Consider the following 19,638-nt stretch of genomic DNA (forward strand, 5'->3'; position numbering starts at 1 on the left):
CCCATGACTACTCTGCTAAATAAACCCTGGCACCGGCTCCCGCTGGTGCTGGCAGGCGTGCTCCTTGTAGCGGCCTGCAAAGTGTCGAAAGACCTCCCCCTACCCCAGCTGCCGCTGCCGGCCACGTACCGCACCGCGACCAACACCGATACGACGTCGGTCGTCAACCTGCCGTGGCGCAGCTTCTTCACCGAGCCAGCCTTGCAGCAACTGCTCGACAGCGCCACGGTGCGCAACAACGACTTGCAGCTGGCTATTCAGAATATCGCCTCGGCGCAGGCCACGCTCAAGCAGGCCCGCCTAGGCTACCTACCCACGGCCACCCTGCAAGCGGGCGTGACGACCAACCGGCCCTCCAGCAACAGCCTGAACGGCATTTCCTACAGCCAGTTCCTGGGCGTCAAGCACCTGGAAGACTACAACCTCTCGACGGCTGTCAGCTGGGAAGCCGACATCTGGGGCAAAATCCGCAGCCGCAAGCAGGAGGCGCTGGCCGCCTACCTGCAAAGCCAGGAAGCCCGCAAGGCCGTGCAAACCCAGGTGGTGGCGCAAGTGGCCGAAGGCTACTACAATCTGCTCATGCTGGACACCCAGCTGGCCGTGGCCCGGCGCAACTTCGCCCTCACCGACAGCACGTTGCGCTTCACGAAATTGCAGTTCACGGCCGGCCAAGTGACGGCGCTGGCCGTGCAGCAGGTCGAAGCGCAACGCCTCACGGCGGCCGGCTTCATCCCCGAGTTTGAGCAGGCCATCACGGTGCAGGAAGATGCGCTGAGCATCCTGGCCGGGCGGATGCCGGGTGGCATTAGCCGCACCGGCAACCTGCTACGGGTGCAAGTGCCGGTAATAGCCGCGGGCGGCGTGCCAGCGGCGCTGCTGGCCCGGCGGCCCGACGTGCGCAGCGCCGAGCTGGCTCTCGACCGGGCCAATGCCACGGTGGGCTACACCAAAGCCCAGCTCTACCCCACGCTGGCCATCACGGCGCAGGGCGGCCTCAACTCCTTCCAGGCCAGCAACTGGTTTAGCGTGCCGGCCTCGCTGTTTGGCTTGGCCACGGGGGGCATTACGCAGCCGCTGTTTCAGCGCGGGGCGCTGCGCACGCAGTACCAGCAGGCCCAAATTGACCGCGAGCGCACCGTCATTCAATTCCGGCAGCAGGTGCTGGTAGCGGTGGGCGAGGTATCGGATGCTCTCGGGCAGGTTCAGCGCACCCAAACGCAGCAAGCCATCGCCACGGAGCGCGTCAGCGCGCTCCGCCAGGCGACAACTAATGCCAGCCTGCTATTCCGCAGCGGCCTGGCCAGCTACCTGGAGGTCATCACGGCCCAGAGCAATGCGCTGCAAAGCGAGCTGGAGCTGGCTTCGCTGAAACGCAACCAGCTAGGGGCCAATGTGGAGCTGTACCGGGCCGTAGGCGGCGGCTGGCAGTAGTAACCGGCTTACAAGCCGCTATCCACGCGCCCTACCCTGGCCCGCAAATGCCAAGCAAAATCCTCCTATCCCCACCCTAATGCTATGGATACCAAGTCCCTCGTCAAACTAGCCAAGTCATTGAGCGACCCCACGCGCCTGCGCATGTTGCAAGAGATTGCGCGGGCGCAGCGGCTGGGATGCGCCAATCTGTATGAGTTTGTACCCATCAGCCAGCCCTCCATGTCGCAGCACGTGAAGGCACTGGTAGACGCGGGGCTGGTCCACTCGTGCAAGGAGGGCCGCAACATGTACTTGACTATCAACACGGAAAAGCTGCAGGAGCTGGAAAGCTTTCTGCAGCTGCTGAAGATGCCCTAGGGCTCTTGCAGCAAGTCACTGCCGCACAAGGGCTTTCCCAGGGCAGGCTGAAGCAGGACCTCGTCGTGGAAACGAGCAAACACTTAATCCCCATCCCATGAAAATCGGAATCATTGGCACCGGCCCCGTCGGCGGCTCCCTGGCCAAAAACCTGGCTACCCTCGGCCACCAAGTGAAAGTAACCAACACCCGCCAGCCGGCCGAATTGGCCCAGAAAGCGAAGGAGCTGGGGGCTAGCCCCGCCGCCCTGCAAGACGTGGTGCAGGACGTGGACCTCGTGTTTATCGCCGTGCCTTTCAAAGTGCTGGCCGAGTTTCCGAAAGACCTGTTCCGGTCGCTACCCCCCGAGGTAATCGTGGTGGACACCGGCAACTACTACCCCTTCCGAGACGAGAAAATCGACGCGCTGGAGCAGGGCCAGCCGGAGAGCGTGCTGGCGGCCGAGCAACTAGGCCGCCCCCTCCTGAAAGCCTTCAACAACCTGCTCGCCGAGACGATTGCCAGCGGCGGTACCGCGCCCGGCACGCTCGGCCGCATTGCCCTTTCCATTGCGGGCGACGACGCGCGCGCCAAGCAAATTCTATCCGACCTCTGCAACGACTTCGGCTTCGACGTAGTGGACGGGGGTAGCCTGGCCGACTCGTGGCGGCAGCAGCCCGGCACGCCGGCCTACTGCACCGAACTCACGGCCCCCGAGCTGACCCAGGCCCTGGCCAACGCCGTGCCCGGCAAGGCCCCGCAGCTACGCGACCAGATTATCTCGGAGCTGCTGCAACGCGAAGCCTGGCCTACGCGCGAAGAAGTGGTGGCCGGCAATCGCGCCCGGCAGCTAGGTAAGGAGTAGCCGGACCATGCTTTTTCCTAGGTTCTTTTTTAAACAAAATTTCAAGCTAACATCATGGCAACTACCATCATGCACTCGGCGCAAGCCAAATCTATCGGCGGCCGCGACGGTCGTATTGAATCAACCGACAACGTGCTCAACCTGGAGCTGACCATGCCCCGCAGCCTAGGCGGCCGGGCCCGCGAAGGCGCCACCAACCCCGAGCAGCTCTTTGCCGCCGGTTACGCCGCCTGCTTCGGCAATGCCGTCATTCACATTGCCCGCCAGGCTAAGGTGAATGTGGGCGACATCTCCGTGGATGCCCAGGTAGAGCTGTTCATGAATGAAGAAAACCTGCCTACCCTCGGCGTAGCCCTGCACGCCAACCTGCCCGGCGTAGACCAGGCCCAGGCCGAGGAAATTGTGGAAAAGGCCCACCATACCTGCCCTTACTCGCGGGCCACGCGCGGCAACATCGACGTGAAGCTCACCGTCACCACCGACGCCGCAGTAGCCGCCTAGGCAGCTGTGCCCGCCACCCCCACAACTATTGAATACAAAGTCGAGGCACTCGCACATGGAAAATAAGCAGAACCCGACCGTCCTGGTCCTGGGCGCCAGCGGCACCATCGGCCGTCAAGTTATCAAAGACCTGGAAGGTCAAGCGGTCAACGTGCGCATCACCTCGCGCAAACAGGAGGTAGTCGAGCAGCTTACCGGCGAAGGCAAAGACTGCGTTTACCTGGACCTGGATGACCCCAGAACCTTCGCGCTGGCGCTGGCCGGGGTGGACCGGGTATTTCTGCTAACCGGCTACACAGTGGCCATGCTCACGCAGAGCAAAACCCTGGTAGATGCGGCCAAAAAGGCCGGCGTCCGTCATATCGTGCACGTGGGCGTGTTTGCGGAGTGGGATACCACCGATGCCCACTTTGCCTGGCACCAGATGATTGAAAAGTACATCGAGGCCAGCGGCATCGCCTGGACCCACCTCCACCCGAACATGTTTATGGAGGTGTTCACGGGGCTGTACATCCCCAAGAACCTAACCTACACCGGCTACTGGGAAGACCGCCGCATCGGCTACATTGCTTCCAGTGATATCGCGGCGATGGCCGCCAAAGCCCTCGTCGATGGGCCGGAGCGCCACGGGGGGCAGCACTACTGGCTGAGCGTGGAAACCTTCAACGGGCAAGAAATCGCGGCGCTATTGAGCGATGTGACCGGCCTGGAAATTAAGTATGACAACAAAGGACTCGAAGGCTTTAAAGAGGTGATTGAGCAGATAGTGGCGAATGGTGGGGAGAGCTGGTATGCTAATGCCAACATTGAGTTTGTGACGCAGATGCTCGACGGCCGGATGTCCTATATGTCGATGGTGCAGAATGATATCCCCTACGTGCTGGGCCGGCCGGCCAAGACCCTGCGGGAGTTTCTGGAAGAGCACAAGGCTGCGATTGTGGAGTCAGCCGAGTCGATATAAAGGACCTACAGGCGCTGGATAGCATCGGCTAGGGCCTAGGCCCGCGGAGAAGGTTCTGCCGGGGCAAAAACACGCATGCACACTCCTACGTGATGAACAACAGAAAAACACTAAAGCTAGCTGCGGTCATTGATGGGCCGGGGTGGAATTTCTCCTCCTGGCGCCACCCGGATACGCCCGCCGACGCCGGCGAAAATATCGACTTTTTCATTAAGCAGGCGCAACTGGTGGAACAGGCCAAGTTTGAAACCCTGTTTCTGTACGATGTCAGCCACGTCGGCCCCGGCAACATTCCCTACTACCTGAGCATGTTCGAGGGGGGGACACTCATGTCGGCCCTGGCCATGAAAACGGAGCGCATCGGCCTCTCGCTGACGGCGTCGACCTCCTACACCGACCCCTACAACCTGGCCCGGCAGGTCTTGTCGCTGGACAAAATCAGCAAGGGCCGGGCCTCGCTGAATGCCATCACCTCCAACCCGGGCGGGATGGTTAACTTCAGCCGGGGCCACCTCGGGAAGGCCGACCAGTACCCCATGCATGAGGAGTTTCTGGAAATTCTGCTGAGTTTGTGGGACACGTACGAGGACGACGCCTTTCCCCGCAATAAGGAAAGCGGCGTGTTTCTGAATCCGCGCAAAATGCACCCCATCAACTACCGGGGCAAGTACTTCTCGGTGGACGGGCCGCTGAACATCAGCCGCTCGGTGCAGGGCCGGCCGGTTTTGTACATGGCCGGTAGCTCCCCCACCTTCGTGGACCTAGCCACGTCCTACACCGACGGCGTCTTCATGGCGGGCAGCTCCTTCGAGGAAACCTTGTCCCTCGCCAATGCGCTGACCGCAAAGCTGCTGGAAAAAGGCCGGCAGCCGGAAGACTTCGTGCGGTCGGTAGCGCAAAACCCCATCGTGGGCCGCACCGATGCCGAGGCCTACGCCAAGTACCAGGCAATCCGCTCCCTAGGTCCGTATTCGCACCGACCCGTTCCCCTATTCATGGGCTCGGCCGAAAGGATTGCTAATGAGATACAGAAGTGGTATGAAGCTGGAGCAATAGATATGCTGATGGTTCAGCAAGACCATCCGTATGGTTTACAAGACTTTATCGAGCTGGTGGTGCCCATTTTGCAAGCGCGTGGCATCTTCCATACGGAGTACGAAGCGCAAACCCTGCGGGGAAATCTTGAGCTACCAAAACCAGCGTTTCGAACCATTTAAGCAGCGTCTCCTGCTGTTGCTGCTACTCAAGCATATGGCCTGCTGCTACGAGCGGCCACTTACCTAAAGAAGTTATGCCTACCCCTGTTAACGAGTCCAACCGTCCGGCAAAGCACTCAGTCGCTTATTCCATTCTCGACCTCGCCATCGTCTCGCAAGGCGCTACGGTGAAGCAGACCCTGAACAATTCGTTGGCGCTGGCGCAGGCCGCCGAGGCCGCCCACTACACCCGCTACTGGCTGGCCGAACATCATAACTCCGATAACATCGGCAGCAACGCGCCCCCCCTGCTCATCGGGTACGTGGCCGAAAATACGACCATCATCCGGGTGGGTTCCGGCGGCATCATGCTGCCCAACCACTCGCCCCTGATTGTGGCCGAGCAGTTTGGCACGTTGGCGCAACTTTATCCGGGTCGCATTGATTTGGGGGTGGGCCGGGCCGCGGGCACCGACTCGCCGACCGCACGCGCCATCCGGTCGGATTACATGCAGGCGGCCCAGGCCTTCCCGCAGGAAATCGGCAGGATTCAAACCTACTTCTCGCCCACCAACAACCAAGCCGCTGTGCGGGCTCCCGTAGCCGAGGGCACCGAGGTACCCCTCTACATCCTAGGTTCCAGCACCGATAGTGCCCACCTGGCGGCCAAGCTGGGCCTACCCTACGCGTTTGCCAGCCATTTTGCCTCTACGCACCTGCACCAGGCACTACGAATCTATCGCGACGAGTTTCAACCTTCGGCAGCGCTGAGCCAGCCTTATACTATCGTGGCCCTCAACGCCTACGTGGCCGATACCGATGAAGAAGCCCAACGACAGTTCACGAGCGTCATCCGGATGTTTGTCGGCATGCTGACCGGGCAAACGAGAGAGCCCATGCAGCCGCCGACTGCCATGACCGAAGAACTGCAAGAGATGTGGCATCACCCAGCCGTCTACCAAATGCTCAAGTATTCCTTTGTTGGTAGCAAGCAAACCGTTAAGCAGCAGCTACAAGGCTTTCTAGCCGAAACGCAGGCCGATGAGCTCATCACCGCTTCCAGTATGTACGCCCTGGAAGACCGGCTCAAATCCACCCGCCTCTTTGGCGAGCTGATGACCGAACTCAACGAAGGCCGCTAAGCGGGCGCAGCCCACGGGCCCTACCTCGCGCATCGTGCTGGTGCGCCTAATGTCCGCTAGCCGGACTCGTAGGTTGCCCGCGCCGGCTACGCTCCCTAGGTCTTGCTACCTATCCCTATTAGCCTTGAACCTGACGGAAGCGCTCGGGTGCTTACTAGGCCCTGGCCTAGTTAGGATGGCGACTTCTTTGGTGGGTAATGTATTCTTGACCACCAATTTTTTACTAATATGCGGCGCCCCCGCCACGCTCACCTTTTACTGTGAAAGTGTTCTTTAAAAGCCCTGTTGTTGGCTGGCCTGCCCACCTGCTGGCCCTAGGGCTACTATTTGGGGCTAGCCCTACCCTTGCGCGGCAGCTCCCCACCCCTGTCCCACTAGTGCAACCCGACCCTACGACCTACCCGGTGCAAGCGCCTGTGCATGGCCACCTAGTAGCCTTTTCTTCACGGCGGGCGACCGAGTGAAGCGCGGCCAGTTACTAGCGAAGCTGGAGCGTCCCGATGGCACGCCCACCTACTTGCTGGCTCCCGTGGCGGGGCGAATCGGCCCCACCCGGCAGAGCTAGGTGAACACTTACCCGCGCATACCACACTGGCCGTGATAGAGACGGCGCCTTGATTTAAAGGAGGACTTTGGGTTCAACGCATCACGCACTTCGCAGGCACGCAGTGACGTACGCCCTGCAAACTACGCCCCGGCATGGTTGTTAACTAAATAATCGGGGTGAACTACTAAGGCCAACCAACTGATTAATTGGCACTATAATATGAAAATGCAAGATTTATCGGGAAAAGCTGCCCTCGTTACTGGCGCTTCGATGTAGTCATCGACAACGTTGGCACGCCCTCCCTACCCAGCCTGCTGCCTTACCTGAACGAAGGCGCGCGCCTAGTGATAGTAGGAGCCAAAGAATTTGATACGCCGATAATACTCACGACTTTCGACCTGTTGAGCCTCCGGTTGCAAATCATTGGGTGCTACATTGGCCCCGTAATGTACCAACCCGCTGTGCGAAAACTGCTCGCCCAAACCCTCGACCGGGTAGCTAGTGGGGAGCTAAAAGTCACCCTCGACAAGACCTATCCGTTATCACAGGCCGCCGCCCACCAACGGCCGAAGAGCGTAGCCGACTAGGCTGTGTAGCGATCATGCCGGACGAAGAGTAATCCGATTCACAGAATTTGCTTAGGGTCCAAGGTGCTACAGCATTAGCTACTTAATGCTTATCAGAATTTTTAACTGCACGAAAAGGTCTGCTAGCTCACCTACTTACAACACTCTTATTGTGGCCATTTTTTGGGCTTGCCCAGGTCGTTATCACGTATGAAGGGACGGAGAACAAACAGTTTCCGATAACCGGAAAAGCTGGTTCTGCCGCTGTTTTTTACGATGCCACGGAAAACACCCTGGTAGCCAAAGCGGCCAATTTTCTGGCGGAGGATATAGATAAGGTATCTGAGAAAAGCCGCAGGTATTGGCCACAGGTAGCACCTTGCCAGCCACGGTCATTATTGTTGGCAAGGTCGGCCACAAGCTTATCAATTAGCTTGTGGCCAATAAGAAGCTGGGTGTAAGTGCCATAAAAGGGCAGTGGGAACGGTTTGTTATTCAACCCATCGACAAGCCTTTTGCGAGGATAAAGCGAGCGTTGGTCATCGTAGGCAGCGACCGGCGGGGTGCCGCTCCAGCGTTAAACGCTACCGTAAGTACTTGCAAGCCGCGCTGAGCTGAAATAACCGCGAGTAGGGCTTAGAGTAAGTTTATCCCTGCTGCTCTAAGAAGGCTCATATCGTTAAGTTAAAAGATTCATACAAAGGAACCTACCTTGGCGGTACTCCACTGGCGGTTTCATCACGGCTTTTGGCTACAACCGCGCGCTGGGGGTGGGCTATGCGTTTTCCAACAACGGCAAGGTGCGCCACCCGAAGCTGAAGCAGTTGGTGCAGGCCTTCTTGCTGCAAGGGCTGCCGGCGCCCGCGCCCCGCGTGCCGCTCGATGCGGCGGCCGTGGCCCCGTATCTGGGGTACTACCACAGCACCCCCCGCAACGAGTTGGCCGGCGTGGCGGACTACCTGATGGGCGGCACCACCCTGCGCCAACAGGGCTATTTCCTGCTGAATAGCCCCTCATCGGCCGGGCCGATACCCTGCTGCCCACCGGCCCGCTCACATTCCGCCGCCCCGACGAGCGGCAGGCCACCACTGTGCTCACCCACGACCGGGAGGGCCGACCGGTCCTGATCACCACGGCCCCCACGACGGCTATCAGCTACGCAACGGCTGCTGGATTTGGGTGGTGGCTCTCGCCGGCACTGTTAGCCCTGAGCGGGCTGCTGGTGCTGACCAGTAGCCTGGCGGGCCTCTTGGAGCTGGTGCAGGTGCTGCGCCGCAAAACGCCGCGCGTGCAACTGCTACCCTTGCTGGCGACCAGTGCGGCGGCAGTCACGGGGGTGAGCGGTTTCTACCTGATAGAGCACGTGTGGCTGACCAGCCAAGTCAACCTTCTCACCATCCTGACATCGCTGGGGCCACTGGTGTTCGTGGCGTTCATCATCGCCGGCGCGGTGCTCACGGTGCGTTATTTCGGGCAGTTCCAGCGCCCGGCGGTGGCGTGGTACCTGCTGTTCACCTACGGCACACTGGGGGGCTGACTGGCCGCCGTGCTCGGCACCTACGGCTGGCTAAGCCTGCGTCTCTAGACAGTGTAGTCCTACCTACTCGGCCAGGCTTCCCCACTACTGCCCGTGAAGGAGATTGGACTTAACGAAAGCTTGGCCCCCAACTTTCATAACTTGGTTTACAAAAGGCGATTCTGGTAGGCAGCGGCTCGCTGTTGCGGTAGAAAAAGATAGGGGAAACTTAGCGTAATTTTATCCCCCGCTGCTATAAGAAGGCCGAAATGGCCACCAATGTAGTTGCTTGTGGCTAGCTGATCAGCCTCTTTAGCTATACAAAAAATTCAACTACAAATTCACCTATAGCGAATGCGCCATTTTCCCTGTGCTTAGTAGTTAAGCTAGCTTCTTGCTTGGAGCAAGGCTGGCAACGTCCTTGGCTCCCTCTTTACGGCTGCAGCCAGCCTTGCTCCATGGCGTGCTTGATCAGGGACGGCGTATTTTTGACCCCTGTTTTTTCCAGTAGGCTCTGCCGGTGGGTTTCGACCGTGCGCCGACTCGTGAAGAGCTTATCAGCGATTTGTTGGTTGGTGAGCCCACTGGCCACTAACTGCAAAATTTCCCGCTCGCGGTGCGTCAGGTGGAAAGTATCTTTCGAGTGAGCAGCCAGGGCTTGGGGTTCGGTAGCCAGCATCTTATCAAGCAAAGCTAATCCAATCTCCGAGCACAAGAACCGTTTACCCGTGGCAACCGCATGAATAGCCGTGACGATTTCAGTTTTGTCCGCGTTCTTGAGCACGTAGCCACTGGCACCCGCGGCTAGCAACTCGCCAATGGTGCGCTCATGAGTTACCATCGACAAGATCAGAATACGCAGGTGAGGGTACTGCTGCTGCAGGACGTGTGTCGTTGCGAGGCCGTCCAAGACAGGCATGTGCAGGTCCATCAAGACGACATCTGCGGGTATCGTGGGCAACTGGGCCAGCAAATCTTGGCCGTCCGTGGCTTCTCCTACCACCTGTAGGAAGGATTCCGCCGCGAGTATCGCCCGCAAGCCGTCGCGCATAATGGCATGGTCGTCAACAAGAAAAATGCGAATCATAAGGCTGTAAGCAAGGAAATAAGAATATGCCGGCCAAGGTGCGTATCATGCGCCAATGCAAAATCAATTGTGAGCATACTACCAAGCAAGTAAGTCGACAGCATCGCAGAACAGGCGTCTTTAGCAGTAGGTCAGTTCGGGTGCCGCCTAAATTTCCCACTGACAGCTAGGCACTAGTAGCCAGTGGACTTGCCGGCTGCCGTTGCTACTTGTTCCAAGAGGCAGAAGCCTTGCTTCATGGTTATAATATAGAGAGGAGTAGCGCGCTTTGGACTGGCACAGCGCCGCTCTGACACTCTGTGGACGAGCAGGCCTACACTTGGCCGTGGAGAAACAAATGGGGGAAGAAGTTGCCATAGCATTACAGCTGGTTAGGAGCTAGCCCACGCATGCGTGTTGCCATTGAACGCGAGCCATCTTACCACATGGCTCCGCCTAAAGATAGGAGAAGTGCTACACTCATGGGTAGGGAGATGTAGCGCGTACTTTGTGTGGCACTTATCGGGAAGAATAGGACAGCTAGTCTTGACTGCGCAGAGAGTTTACCGCCAGTACCGCCGAACGACCGGTGGTAGGGCTGCTGCGCGAGCAAATAGGATGGGGTACCAGACGGCAGTGTACGAAGTGGCGGCGGGGCAACTACGTAAATACCACCGACCGGCTGGAGGTGATTACGGAGAAAGAATTGGTATTCGCCACCTTGTGTAGCGACTCAACAGTTTACAACTTTATAGGTACGCATAATGCGTTTTAGTGTGTTCATTGTCAAGTATTTACATAACATACTCGGCAGTTAATTACCCAAAAAAGCTGTTAAATACTATGTTGCTTAGCGCTACACAATTTAGTACGGGTGGAACCTGTGCGATCCACTATGAGGAGTCAGCCCAGTGGCTACACGCTACCTGGAGCGGCTGGATTGGCCACGAAGAAGCCCTGCAGGGGGCTGCCGGGTATCTGGATCAAGTGGAAGCTCATCCGAGTGCTTTCCTGCTCAACAACAACCTAGCCTTGCGCGGCCCCTGGTTCAACTCCGTTGATTGGCTGAGACACGCGTGGCTACCCCAAGCACAACGCCTGGGCTTGCGCTACATCGCGCACGTGGTGCAAGCAGATAAGGGGTCGGACATTCTCTCCTTGACCCAAGCGGAACGCATGAACGGGTTGCTCGAACTGCAACTCTTTCACGACCTAGCCGAAGCCCAGGACTGGCTGCGCAGCTGTCAGCAACAGCCGAGTACACCGAGCGGTGCGGCTTCCCTTACCTGCCGACAGGATAGCTAGCCCACAGGTTTGTCTTGGCTGGAAAGAAGTTGGCCGTTCTTTCCTTGTGGCCTTGAGCCATAATGACCGGCTGCGCAGCCATTGCTCCTGCGTATTTGCCACGCTTCACGACTAAGCCTCGGAGTTACCGAGGCTACGGGTACATGGTTCCTCTCGCAAGCATTACGGTTCAGTGTCTGAAGTAGCTTTTTCCTGCTTCTATCGCTTCGCAGCCGGATAGCAAGGGGATACCTCCTATTTCCCACTGCAATGAAAAGGTTAACGATTGGCATCATCGATTTGGTCTGCAAGGGACCGACCACCACCTTATGGGCGCGTGCCATGCACGCGAACCTCGCGAGCATTATGCCGCAGGTCGTGGCCACCTGGTGCGAGCAGGAAGGGCACGCGGTGCAGCTGGTGTGCTACACCGGCTTGGAAGATTTGCGCAAGGAGCTGCCCAAAGGCGTCGACTTGGTATTTATCAGCGCGTTTACGGAGTCGGCCCTGCTGGCCTACGCGCTCAGCAACTACTTCCGCCGCCAAGGCGCCGTGACGGTGCTCGGCGGCCCGCACGCGCGGTGCTACCCCGAGGATGCCGTCCGGTATTTCGACTTTGTGCTAGGCTTCACCACCCTGGCCACCATCCAGGAAGTGCTGCACAACTGCCAGCCGCAGCGGCCCGAGGGCAAGCACTTGTCGGCGGGCAAGCAGCCTAGCCACTTGCCCGGCGTGCGCGAGCGGTGGAAGTTCATCGAGCCCACCCTGAAGAAAGCCCCCGTGCTGAAGATGGTACCCATGATCGGGAGCGTGGGCTGCCCCTATACCTGCGCCTTCTGCATCGATGCCACCGTGGACTATCAGCCTTTGAGCGTGGAGATCATTAAGGACGATTTACGCTTCCTACTCACCAAGTTCGATAAGCCAGTAGTCGGCTGGCACGACCCCAACTTTGGGGTGCGCTTCACCGAAACCATGGACGCCATTGCGGCTGCGGCTCCGCTGAAAAGCTTTCGGTTTATGGCCGAAAGCAGCTTATCCATCCTTACCGAAGAGCACTTGCAGGTGCTGAACAACCACGGGTTTGAGGCCCTGCTGCCGGGCGTGGAGTCGTGGTATGAGCTCGGCAATAAGTCGCGCACCGCACGCTTAGCGGGCGAGGAAAAGGTGAAGCGCGTGGCCGAGCACGTGAACCTGATGTTCCAGTACGTGCCCTACGTACAAACCAACTTTGTGCTGGGCCTCGACAGCGACCTAGGCGCGGAGCCCTTCGAGCTGACCAAGCGTTTCGTGGATCTGTCGCCGGCCGCTTTCCCGGGCTATTCGCTGTTGAGTGCTTTCGGCGAAGCGGCGCCGCTGAACCTAGACTATCAGCGCAACCACCGGGTACTGCCCTTCCCGTTCCACTTTCTCAATAACCACCTAGCCATGAACGTGAAGCCCCTGAACTACGAGTGGGTGGACTTCTACGACAAGGTGATTGACCTAACGGCCTACACCTTTTCCAACAAGGCTATTTACCGGCGCTACATGGCTTCCCCCAGCCGAGCCGCCAAGTGGATGAACACCATGCGAGCGGTGTCGTCGGAGGGCTTTGGACGCCTGCGCTTCTTCAAGAAAGTGCGGGAGAAACTGGTGCACGACCGCGCTTTCCGCCAGTACTTCGAAGGCGAATCGCAGGAGCTGCCCGCCTTTTACAAAGAAATTATTCAGCGAGACCTAGGTGTGTGGTGGCAGTGGCTGCCCACCGGGGCTATGGAACATAACCAGAACGCTTACTTGCTCAAAAAGACTGCTTCTCACTCATCATAGCTTCAAAAAATCAACTCTTTTAACGCTCCTTTGGCTGTACAACTCACCGCTACTTTTAAGCTATTCTGCTCTGCTTTTCAAGGGGGAGAATGCTGTTTTTGAACTCGTTTGTTCAGAAAACCTGCTGCGTATCTGCACAACACAGTCCCAAAACTATCCTTGTGTGCACCAACATTGATTTGAAATACTCCTGAGATAACGCTGTTGGTTCATCCAAATGAGGGGTGAAAACGCATGAACCTCCTGTAAGTAGCACTGCTTGCCCTACTCCTTAATGCCCTCGCCTTTAGAGAGCCGAGTATTTCTTTGGCTTGAGGCCGATGTGTTGCTCGAATACCCGCGCAAAATGGCTCAAGTTGGTATAGCCCACCTGATAGCCCACCTCCGAAACCGTCAGGCGCTGCTCTTTTAGCAAACGGGCGGCTTCCTGCATGCGTAGCGTTTGGTAATAGTCAAACACGCTTTTGCCAAAGGTCTGCCGGAACAGTTTGCGCAGTTTCGGCTCACTCATCTGGACCTCTTTGGCCAGGTCTGCAATAGGGGGCGCTTCTCCCACGGACGCTTGTAAGCGCAGCTTAAGGGCATAGATAGTCTGCAGGTCGGCTAGGTGCACTTTGCCGGGCGGGATAGCCTCGCGTTGCAGCAGCAGGGCTATTGTATGACAGAGCAGCTCTTCGCATTTGAGCTTGCAATAGGGGCTAGCCAGACTCTCCGGTACCGGCGGCAGCAGCAGGTCACTGGCGGGTTGGAGCATAGCGGGCGAAATGCCCGTTTCAAACACAAAAGGGTCGCTAGTAGCCAGTAGGCTGGCCACCAGCGGGTGGTCTAGCTCACCGAACAGCTGCCGCAGGTAGGACCGGGAAACGGCAATGGTCACGCTGTTGAAGCGCGTATTAGCTGGCATGTCGATGACGGACGAGGCCGCGTGTGGGCAGATCAGCACACTGGCGGGTTCCGCCAGCGTCGGGGGCGAGGGTGAGGTCTGGGTAACCGAGGGCAGAATACCGCGCAGCAGAAATACCACCTCTTCTGGCCGCTCTGCTAGGTCCGTCCGTTCCACCAGCATTGCCTCGTGCAGGTAGTAGTGGCGTACCATCATGCGTAGCTCCGTACCCCAGGTAAAGCCAGTAATGTACCCACCGCCCTTGCTGGCCGGGATATCAATAAAGCGCCCGCGCACAGTGGCCCCGAGGGCCTGAGCCACTTGTAGGGCAATTCCAGAGCCCGTGTCAGTTACAGCGATTTTCATTATCGACTATTATTAATGCATTATGGGCTATTTTATCCGTAAAACCACTATCAATTTTGTACTATTAATTAGTCACTTGATTATCAACGCATCTGCTATGCTTCTACAGAATAAGCAAGTAGCCATCATCGGCGGAGGACCGGGCGGCCTGACGCTGGCCCGCCTGTTGCAGCAGCAAGGCGTGGCCGTGCACGTCTACGAGCGCGACGCTTCCCCGCAGGTTCGGCCGCAGGGCTCGGCCCTGGACTTGCACCACGACTCGGGCCTAAAAGCCCTGGCTGCGGCGGGCTTGCTGGCAGAATTCAAGCGTGCCTACCGCCCCGGTGCGGATGCGATGGTCGTCGTCAATGGCCAGCTGGAAGTCCTGCTTGATCAACACGCTGACTGGGTAGCCCAGGACTTCGGGGATGAGGGCTTCCGTCCGGAAATTGACCGGGGGCCACTCCGGGACCTGCTCGTGGCCTCGTTGCGGGCGGGGACCGTGGTCTGGGATGCCCGCTTCACGACTATGCAGCCGGCAGGAGGAGGATGGGAAATTCACTTTGAAAACGGTACGCAGGCCTATGCCGATGTCGTGGTAGCGGCTGATGGTGCCAACTCCAAGGTGCGCCCTTACCTCACCGATGTGCGGCCGGTCTACGCTGGCTTTACGCTGCTGGAAGGGGCCGTGCCTGACGCGGCGCAGCGGGTACCAGTCCTTTGGCAACTTATCCAAGGCGGCAGTCTCACGGCGCTGGAAAATGGCCAAACGATCAGCTTTCTGACCAAGGGTGATGGCGCGCTTAACTTTTGGGTCTGGGTGAAAAAGCCCGAGGACTGGCTAACTACTTCAGGTATCAACTGGACTGACCGGGCCGCGGTGGCCGCGTGGTTTACGCAGGAGTTCAGCACCTGGAGCCCAAAATGGCAGGACCTGTTCGCCAACGAGGCCCTGACCGTGGTGCCCCGCCCGAGCTACTACTTGCCCCTAACCCCGCCTTGGCCGTCGCAGCCCAACCTCACGCTGCTGGGCGATGCAGCCCACTGCCTGCCCCCCAACGGGGAAGGGGTTAACCAGGCCATGCTGGATGCCCTGGACCTAGCCGAGGCATTGGGCAGTGCGCACTTCGAAACGACGAGACACGCCATTGCCGCGTACGAGGCGAAGATGCGTCAGCGCATGGTAGGCGTCGAAGCGGAAACGCGAGAGCTGTTGGACCTCATGCACGCCGACAACAACCAGGAAGCCTTTTTGCGCATATTCTCTAGTAATCCCGACGCGGCCCCTAACACGTAGCTAGGTAGAGTATTGCTGAGCCTGAAACCTTGCTTCATAACGGTTTATACCCCCTTTCGCCAGCCTGGACAGGTGCTCGCATCGCCCGTGAGTATGGTTAAAAACAGTGCTTCAGCTGTGCGTCCATAGCAGCTGCAAGAAGCTACCGATAAGCAGGTTGGCAAAGGCGAGCAGCTTCTTCGCGGATGCTGTCTACCAATAGTTGATCTGCACCCTTGCGACAGTAACCAGTCATTTCTTACTCCGCTAACATCTACCCGCTGAATTGGCGATTGCCGGAAACAGCTTATTTGCTAGAAGCCTTATGAAAACGCACAGACTTGGCACGGAGGGCCCCCTCGTCTCGGCTATTGGGTTAGGATGCATGCAGATGTCCGGCGCGGTAGGTCCTCACCCGGGTCCAGACCGTGATCAAGACGGCATCGCCACCATTCGCGCCGCGCTTGATGCCGGCATTAACTTGCTCAACACCGGCGACTTTTATGGGATGGGGCACAATGAAATGCTCGTTGGTCGTGCCCTTAAGGGGCGACGAGAGCAAGCTATTATTAGTGTCAAGTTCGGCGCCCAGAAGTCGCCCAGTGGAGCCTTTTTAGGCTTTGACAGCTGTTCGGCCTCCATCAAAAACTTCGCGGCGTACTCACTGCAGCGGCTAGGTGTTGACGTGATTGACATCTACCAGCCGGCCCGCATCGCAGCTGATGTGCCGATTGAAGAGACAGTCGGTGCTATCGCCGACCTTATTCAAGAAGGCAAGGTTCGCTTCCTAGGGTTGTCCGAAGCAAATGCGGCGCAGTTGCAACGTGCGCATGCCGTTCATCCGGTCACGGCGCTGGAATTGCCGCTACGGGCAGAAGACCTGATGCTACTGGAGGAGACGTTTGCGGACGGCGCCATTAGGGGCGACCGTCAACCGCCGCAATTCAAGCACCTCGTTCCGAATTAATACCACCTGCGACCAAGCGTTTACCCAAAATAAGAGATACTATACCTACTATGAAAGCCGCACAATTTGGTGCCTACGGCGAGGTTGAGATGCTGGAAGTGCGTTTCGTGCCCCGCCCTTCCTCAAGGCCGGAGAAGTCCTCCTTCAAGTCAATCTAAGATCGGCTGGTGGAACAGAGGTCATTAACTTTCTGCTTACTCTGTTGGAACATTCAGATAGCACATTTTGCGTTAGAAGGCCACGATGTGAGGTGTGGCAGGTAAGCATAGGGGGATAACGCCACGAAGTGCTGCGGGATGGATAGTGGCCAGAGTCCTTCACCGCGTAGAGCTGCTGTTGCTACGCCTGCAGGGAGAAAAACGTCATGAAGCATAAGCCAGTGAGAAGGGTTGTCCGCATGCTAGCTGATCGATCATAGTCTAACAATACGTCAAACAGGTAATCGTCTTGAGCTATAAGAAAGCCCCTCCATTAGAGGGGCTTTCTGGGTTTTAAGAGCTTAGGAAACTATACTTTGCTAGGGAATAATATCGTTGCCAAGGCACAGAAATGCACAACGCGATGAACAACCACTACCTTTTTGACCATGCCTGGGACACCTTCAAAGCATTCGACGACTTAACCGTTGAGGGTAGTGGCCTGGATCAAGCTGAATTCCCGACCAGTATCTGGCAGATCCTGCGGCATCTAATCACCTGGCAAGCCTTTCAGCTACGTCAACTGCAAGGGACCATGCTGGCGAAGCCCTTTCAGGAGGACGCGACGTGGAGCCGTGAACGAGTACCGTCCGATGAGGCAGTGTTACAAGCAGCGGTACAAGAATTCAAGGGACAACTAGCGGCTTTTCAAGCGTCCCTCACCCAGCCCGCAGCTACAGACGAGCAGGAGCTAACCAAGCACCAAATCCTGCAGGAAGTAGCCCTACATTTGTCCTTTCACCTAGGAGAAGTAGTGCTGATCAGAAGGCTCAAAGGCAGCTATCCGTTACCTCACCAGATGAAAGCGTTTCTACAAGCCTGAATGGCTCAGCCTCTTTACGCTTGTCATCCGCTATGACGAACAAGGACGCATAGAGATCATAGACCTGAGCCTATAAGCAGCCTTGGATAACCCAGTATACGACAAGGCTCAGCCCTATGGCCGGGTTTTTCGCTCTCCTGTCCAATCCGCTCGTTTTTGAACCCTCCCGCCCCGTGGTACTCGCATCCTATCAAGCGGCGTGGGCCGACGAGTTTACGCGCTTGATAATCAAAGGCCCGATTACGAGCGTCGCGCTTGTAACCGTGGACGAACAACTGAGCGACGGCGACGTACTGCCGCTGCTGTGCGGCCTACAGGTGGTGCACACGTCCGCCCACCACGTGGCACTGCTGCCACCCAGCGAAGGGGGTGCTTATTGCCGCCGACCTGTGCTCGCACGCGCTGGGCTTAGCCTATAGTACCCTCTACGAAGACCGGGCCCTGGGCCAGCAGAGTATTCTCAAAGCAAGCCGTTTATCGTTCGACACGGCCGTGTTCGGGCACAGTCGGACCCTACCGGGGCAGGCCAATGAACAGCTACCGACCCAATTCGAGTAGATCCGCAGCTTAGACACCTTACAAGGCTCCTCTAAAAAATGCCCAAGACTGAAGTAGCCTAGCGGGTGCCCTCTACTGCTAAGGTGTTTGGATTCATGACAAGGGGAAAGAGAATGGATCTACCCAAAGAGCCGTTGCCAAACTGATTTTTTACCTGGCTCGGGTAAACGGGTGGCAATCCCTTCGACAATCTTCGTGAGGTGGTCGATCTGCTGTTGAATAGTAACGGGGGCGGCTGGTAAGGGAGATTGAACCAGTTGACCTTGTACTAGGCTGCGAATGTCTTCATTAACATACTGGCCGATGGTCTTGCCCGCACGTTCAGCAGCTTTCTCAATCACGGCTCGGGTGTCTCTTTCGACCCCACGTATCGACCACGTAACAGGGCTGTTCCCTTTGGGAGATATGCTGTCCTCATTGCGTGAGGCAGGGGTATGAGTAAGATCTTCCATCGCTATGTCTTACAGTTGTAAGACACATAAGTAGATAAAATTTGGGCTTGTAAGACAAAAATTAGAATTGTAAGACACCCAAATAGCGTGTAAGGACGCAATCAATAACAAGTAGCTACTGTCTCCGGATAGGGCCTTGATCAAATGCTTTCAGGGACTTTCCGAGCAGACCAACACCGCCTATTGAAGGTTGGAATCTCCTCGGATTATCGTTCAGTTGGGCAGCTATACTACAAATGCGCGGCCTCATGACACAAATGCCGTAGAAATGTCGGGCTAAAACCGGCAGATCCACCTCGGCACTAAGCTACCTTTGGCTTAAACATAACCCGATGATGAGCAAGGGATTACTGGCCGAAAAAATTGGAGCCTTAAGGAAAAGTAAAGGGCTCTCTCAAGAACAACTCGCGGACGAGTCGTCGATCAATTTACGAACGCTACAACGTATCGAATCCGGCAGTACGGAGCCGCGCGGCAATACGCTTCGCGCAATCGCTAGAGTCTTAGATACACCCCTTGAGGAGCTGCTGGATTTTACGCAAGAAGCAAACCCCGGTTTTTTACAGCTGATGAACCTAGCGAGTCTTTCGTTCTGGATTGTTCCCCTGGGCAACCTCTTTATTCCCTTGATCCTCTGGGTCCTGAAGCGGGATAAGGTGAAAGGCGTGGATCAACTCGGCAGACGCATGCTCAATTTCCAGCTTACCTGGTGCTTTATCATCTATGGGTTTCTCTTTATGGTGGTGCTCTGCCTCTTTAAACAGCTGCCTTTTTTCATTTCACCACTGCTCATCGCACCGGTTGTCCTTTCGCTTTGCTTGGTGAATACGGTCATTATTCTGGTGGCTAGTTTCCAGCTCCAGCGCGGCCGTGAAGTAGTGTATTCGTTCGCAGTTCCCATTTTATAATCA

At 57.3% G+C, this 19,638-nt stretch carries 20 protein-coding genes and 1 pseudogene; 17 read left to right on the forward strand and 4 right to left on the reverse strand.

Features of this window, described 5'->3' with window-relative positions:
• Positions 1-3: 3 nt before the first annotated feature.
• The 9 genes and pseudogenes from BXP70_RS22945 (at position 4) to BXP70_RS22985 (ending at position 7,569) form a co-directional block, all read left to right on the forward strand.
• Positions 4-1,431, forward strand: a complete 1,428-nt coding sequence (locus tag BXP70_RS22945) for a TolC family protein (RefSeq protein WP_086596463.1) — start codon at positions 4-6, stop codon at positions 1,429-1,431.
• Positions 1,432-1,515: 84 nt separating this feature from the next.
• Positions 1,516-1,791, forward strand: coding sequence for an ArsR/SmtB family transcription factor (locus BXP70_RS22950; RefSeq protein ID WP_086596464.1), 276 nt, complete (start codon positions 1,516-1,518; stop codon positions 1,789-1,791).
• Positions 1,792-1,867: 76 nt separating this feature from the next.
• A pseudogene (locus BXP70_RS22955) lies at positions 1,868-2,635 on the forward strand (NADPH-dependent F420 reductase); the annotation flags it as partial.
• A 54-nt stretch (positions 2,636-2,689) separates the two neighbouring features.
• A complete protein-coding gene (locus BXP70_RS22960; RefSeq protein WP_086596466.1) occupies positions 2,690-3,136 on the forward strand; it encodes an organic hydroperoxide resistance protein in 447 nt (148 codons plus the stop codon).
• Positions 3,137-3,191: 55 nt separating this feature from the next.
• Positions 3,192-4,097 carry an NmrA family NAD(P)-binding protein gene (locus tag BXP70_RS22965; protein ID WP_086596467.1) on the forward strand — a complete coding sequence of 302 codons (906 nt, stop codon included), beginning with the start codon at positions 3,192-3,194 and terminating at the stop codon, positions 4,095-4,097.
• Positions 4,098-4,189: 92 nt separating this feature from the next.
• Positions 4,190-5,314 carry an LLM class flavin-dependent oxidoreductase gene (locus BXP70_RS22970; RefSeq protein WP_086596468.1) on the forward strand — a complete coding sequence of 375 codons (1,125 nt, stop codon included), beginning with the start codon at positions 4,190-4,192 and terminating at the stop codon, positions 5,312-5,314.
• A gap of 74 nt (positions 5,315-5,388) precedes the next feature.
• Positions 5,389-6,435 carry an LLM class flavin-dependent oxidoreductase gene (locus BXP70_RS22975; protein ID WP_086596469.1) on the forward strand — a complete coding sequence of 349 codons (1,047 nt, stop codon included), beginning with the start codon at positions 5,389-5,391 and terminating at the stop codon, positions 6,433-6,435.
• Between the two features lie 260 nt (positions 6,436-6,695).
• The gene (locus tag BXP70_RS22980; RefSeq protein ID WP_086596470.1) at positions 6,696-6,899 is read left to right on the forward strand and encodes a hypothetical protein; all 204 of its coding nucleotides are present in this window, start codon (positions 6,696-6,698) and stop codon (positions 6,897-6,899) included.
• Between the two features lie 319 nt (positions 6,900-7,218).
• Entirely contained in the window at positions 7,219-7,569 is a 351-nt protein-coding gene (locus BXP70_RS22985; protein ID WP_086596471.1) for a zinc-binding dehydrogenase, read from the forward strand.
• A gap of 686 nt (positions 7,570-8,255) precedes the next feature.
• On the opposite strand, the gene BXP70_RS29590 is transcribed toward BXP70_RS22985, so the two are convergent.
• Complete coding sequence (locus BXP70_RS29590) at positions 8,256-8,534, reverse strand: hypothetical protein (RefSeq protein ID WP_143436641.1); 279 nt, start codon at positions 8,532-8,534, stop codon at positions 8,256-8,258.
• A gap of 104 nt (positions 8,535-8,638) precedes the next feature.
• Between BXP70_RS29590 and BXP70_RS23000 the strand changes: the two genes are divergently transcribed.
• Complete coding sequence (locus BXP70_RS23000; RefSeq protein WP_086596474.1) at positions 8,639-9,085, forward strand: hypothetical protein; 447 nt, start codon at positions 8,639-8,641, stop codon at positions 9,083-9,085.
• Between the two features lie 412 nt (positions 9,086-9,497).
• Here the strand turns inward: BXP70_RS23000 and BXP70_RS23005 are convergent, their stop codons facing one another.
• On the reverse strand, positions 9,498-10,151 hold the full coding sequence (locus BXP70_RS23005) for a response regulator (protein ID WP_086596475.1): 654 nt from the start codon (positions 10,149-10,151) through the stop codon (positions 9,498-9,500).
• Positions 10,152-10,973: 822 nt separating this feature from the next.
• On the opposite strand from BXP70_RS23005, the gene BXP70_RS23010 reads away from it, so the two are divergent.
• Together BXP70_RS23010 and BXP70_RS23015 are read left to right on the forward strand one after the other, a co-directional pair.
• Positions 10,974-11,435, forward strand: a complete 462-nt coding sequence (locus tag BXP70_RS23010) for a hypothetical protein (protein ID WP_086596476.1) — start codon at positions 10,974-10,976, stop codon at positions 11,433-11,435.
• 249 nt (positions 11,436-11,684) lie between these two features.
• Entirely contained in the window at positions 11,685-13,226 is a 1,542-nt protein-coding gene (locus BXP70_RS23015) for a B12-binding domain-containing radical SAM protein (RefSeq protein ID WP_086596477.1), read from the forward strand.
• A gap of 286 nt (positions 13,227-13,512) precedes the next feature.
• Here BXP70_RS23015 and BXP70_RS23020 read toward each other — a convergent pair whose 3' ends face one another.
• Complete coding sequence (locus tag BXP70_RS23020) at positions 13,513-14,475, reverse strand: helix-turn-helix transcriptional regulator (protein WP_086596478.1); 963 nt, start codon at positions 14,473-14,475, stop codon at positions 13,513-13,515.
• 97 nt (positions 14,476-14,572) lie between these two features.
• Here BXP70_RS23020 and BXP70_RS23025 point away from each other — a divergent pair, with 97 nt between their 5' ends.
• From BXP70_RS23025 to BXP70_RS23040, 4 genes are all read left to right on the forward strand, one after another.
• Complete coding sequence (locus BXP70_RS23025) at positions 14,573-15,751, forward strand: FAD-dependent oxidoreductase (RefSeq protein ID WP_086596505.1); 1,179 nt, start codon at positions 14,573-14,575, stop codon at positions 15,749-15,751.
• Between the two features lie 304 nt (positions 15,752-16,055).
• A complete protein-coding gene (locus tag BXP70_RS23030; RefSeq protein ID WP_086596479.1) occupies positions 16,056-16,697 on the forward strand; it encodes an aldo/keto reductase in 642 nt (213 codons plus the stop codon).
• Between the two features lie 561 nt (positions 16,698-17,258).
• Positions 17,259-17,717: a DinB family protein gene (locus BXP70_RS23035; RefSeq protein ID WP_218779845.1), complete on the forward strand. Its 459-nt coding sequence runs from the start codon at positions 17,259-17,261 to the stop codon at positions 17,715-17,717.
• Positions 17,718-17,890: 173 nt separating this feature from the next.
• A complete protein-coding gene (locus tag BXP70_RS23040) occupies positions 17,891-18,136 on the forward strand; it encodes a hypothetical protein (protein WP_143436642.1) in 246 nt (81 codons plus the stop codon).
• Positions 18,137-18,394: 258 nt separating this feature from the next.
• Here the strand turns inward: BXP70_RS23040 and BXP70_RS23045 are convergent, their stop codons facing one another.
• Positions 18,395-18,727, reverse strand: a complete 333-nt coding sequence (locus BXP70_RS23045) for a hypothetical protein (RefSeq protein WP_086596482.1) — start codon at positions 18,725-18,727, stop codon at positions 18,395-18,397.
• Between the two features lie 335 nt (positions 18,728-19,062).
• On the opposite strand from BXP70_RS23045, the gene BXP70_RS23050 reads away from it, so the two are divergent.
• Positions 19,063-19,635: a helix-turn-helix domain-containing protein gene (locus BXP70_RS23050; protein WP_179197793.1), complete on the forward strand. Its 573-nt coding sequence runs from the start codon at positions 19,063-19,065 to the stop codon at positions 19,633-19,635.
• Positions 19,636-19,638: the final 3 nt, after the last annotated feature.

The sequence above is a fragment of the Hymenobacter crusticola genome, assembly GCF_002154225.1.
Taxonomy (GTDB): domain Bacteria; phylum Bacteroidota; class Bacteroidia; order Cytophagales; family Hymenobacteraceae; genus Hymenobacter; species Hymenobacter crusticola.

Coding starts and splice junctions, on each gene's coding strand:
- BXP70_RS23015 (WP_086596477.1), top strand. CDS start 11,685: ATGAAAAGGTTAACGATTGGCATCATCGATTTGGTCTGCAAGGGACCG.
- BXP70_RS22970 (WP_086596468.1), top strand. CDS start 4,190: ATGAACAACAGAAAAACACTAAAGCTAGCTGCGGTCATTGATGGGCCG.
- BXP70_RS23010 (WP_086596476.1), top strand. CDS start 10,974: ATGTTGCTTAGCGCTACACAATTTAGTACGGGTGGAACCTGTGCGATC.
- BXP70_RS23030 (WP_086596479.1), top strand. CDS start 16,056: ATGAAAACGCACAGACTTGGCACGGAGGGCCCCCTCGTCTCGGCTATT.
- BXP70_RS22960 (WP_086596466.1), top strand. CDS start 2,690: ATGGCAACTACCATCATGCACTCGGCGCAAGCCAAATCTATCGGCGGC.
- BXP70_RS22975 (WP_086596469.1), top strand. CDS start 5,389: ATGCCTACCCCTGTTAACGAGTCCAACCGTCCGGCAAAGCACTCAGTC.
- BXP70_RS23050 (WP_179197793.1), top strand. CDS start 19,063: ATGAGCAAGGGATTACTGGCCGAAAAAATTGGAGCCTTAAGGAAAAGT.
- BXP70_RS23045 (WP_086596482.1), bottom strand. CDS start 18,727: ATGGAAGATCTTACTCATACCCCTGCCTCACGCAATGAGGACAGCATA.
- BXP70_RS23020 (WP_086596478.1), bottom strand. CDS start 14,475: ATGAAAATCGCTGTAACTGACACGGGCTCTGGAATTGCCCTACAAGTG.
- BXP70_RS22945 (WP_086596463.1), top strand. CDS start 4: ATGACTACTCTGCTAAATAAACCCTGGCACCGGCTCCCGCTGGTGCTG.
- BXP70_RS22950 (WP_086596464.1), top strand. CDS start 1,516: ATGGATACCAAGTCCCTCGTCAAACTAGCCAAGTCATTGAGCGACCCC.
- BXP70_RS23035 (WP_218779845.1), top strand. CDS start 17,259: ATGAACAACCACTACCTTTTTGACCATGCCTGGGACACCTTCAAAGCA.
- BXP70_RS23005 (WP_086596475.1), bottom strand. CDS start 10,151: ATGATTCGCATTTTTCTTGTTGACGACCATGCCATTATGCGCGACGGC.
- BXP70_RS23025 (WP_086596505.1), top strand. CDS start 14,573: ATGCTTCTACAGAATAAGCAAGTAGCCATCATCGGCGGAGGACCGGGC.
- BXP70_RS22965 (WP_086596467.1), top strand. CDS start 3,192: ATGGAAAATAAGCAGAACCCGACCGTCCTGGTCCTGGGCGCCAGCGGC.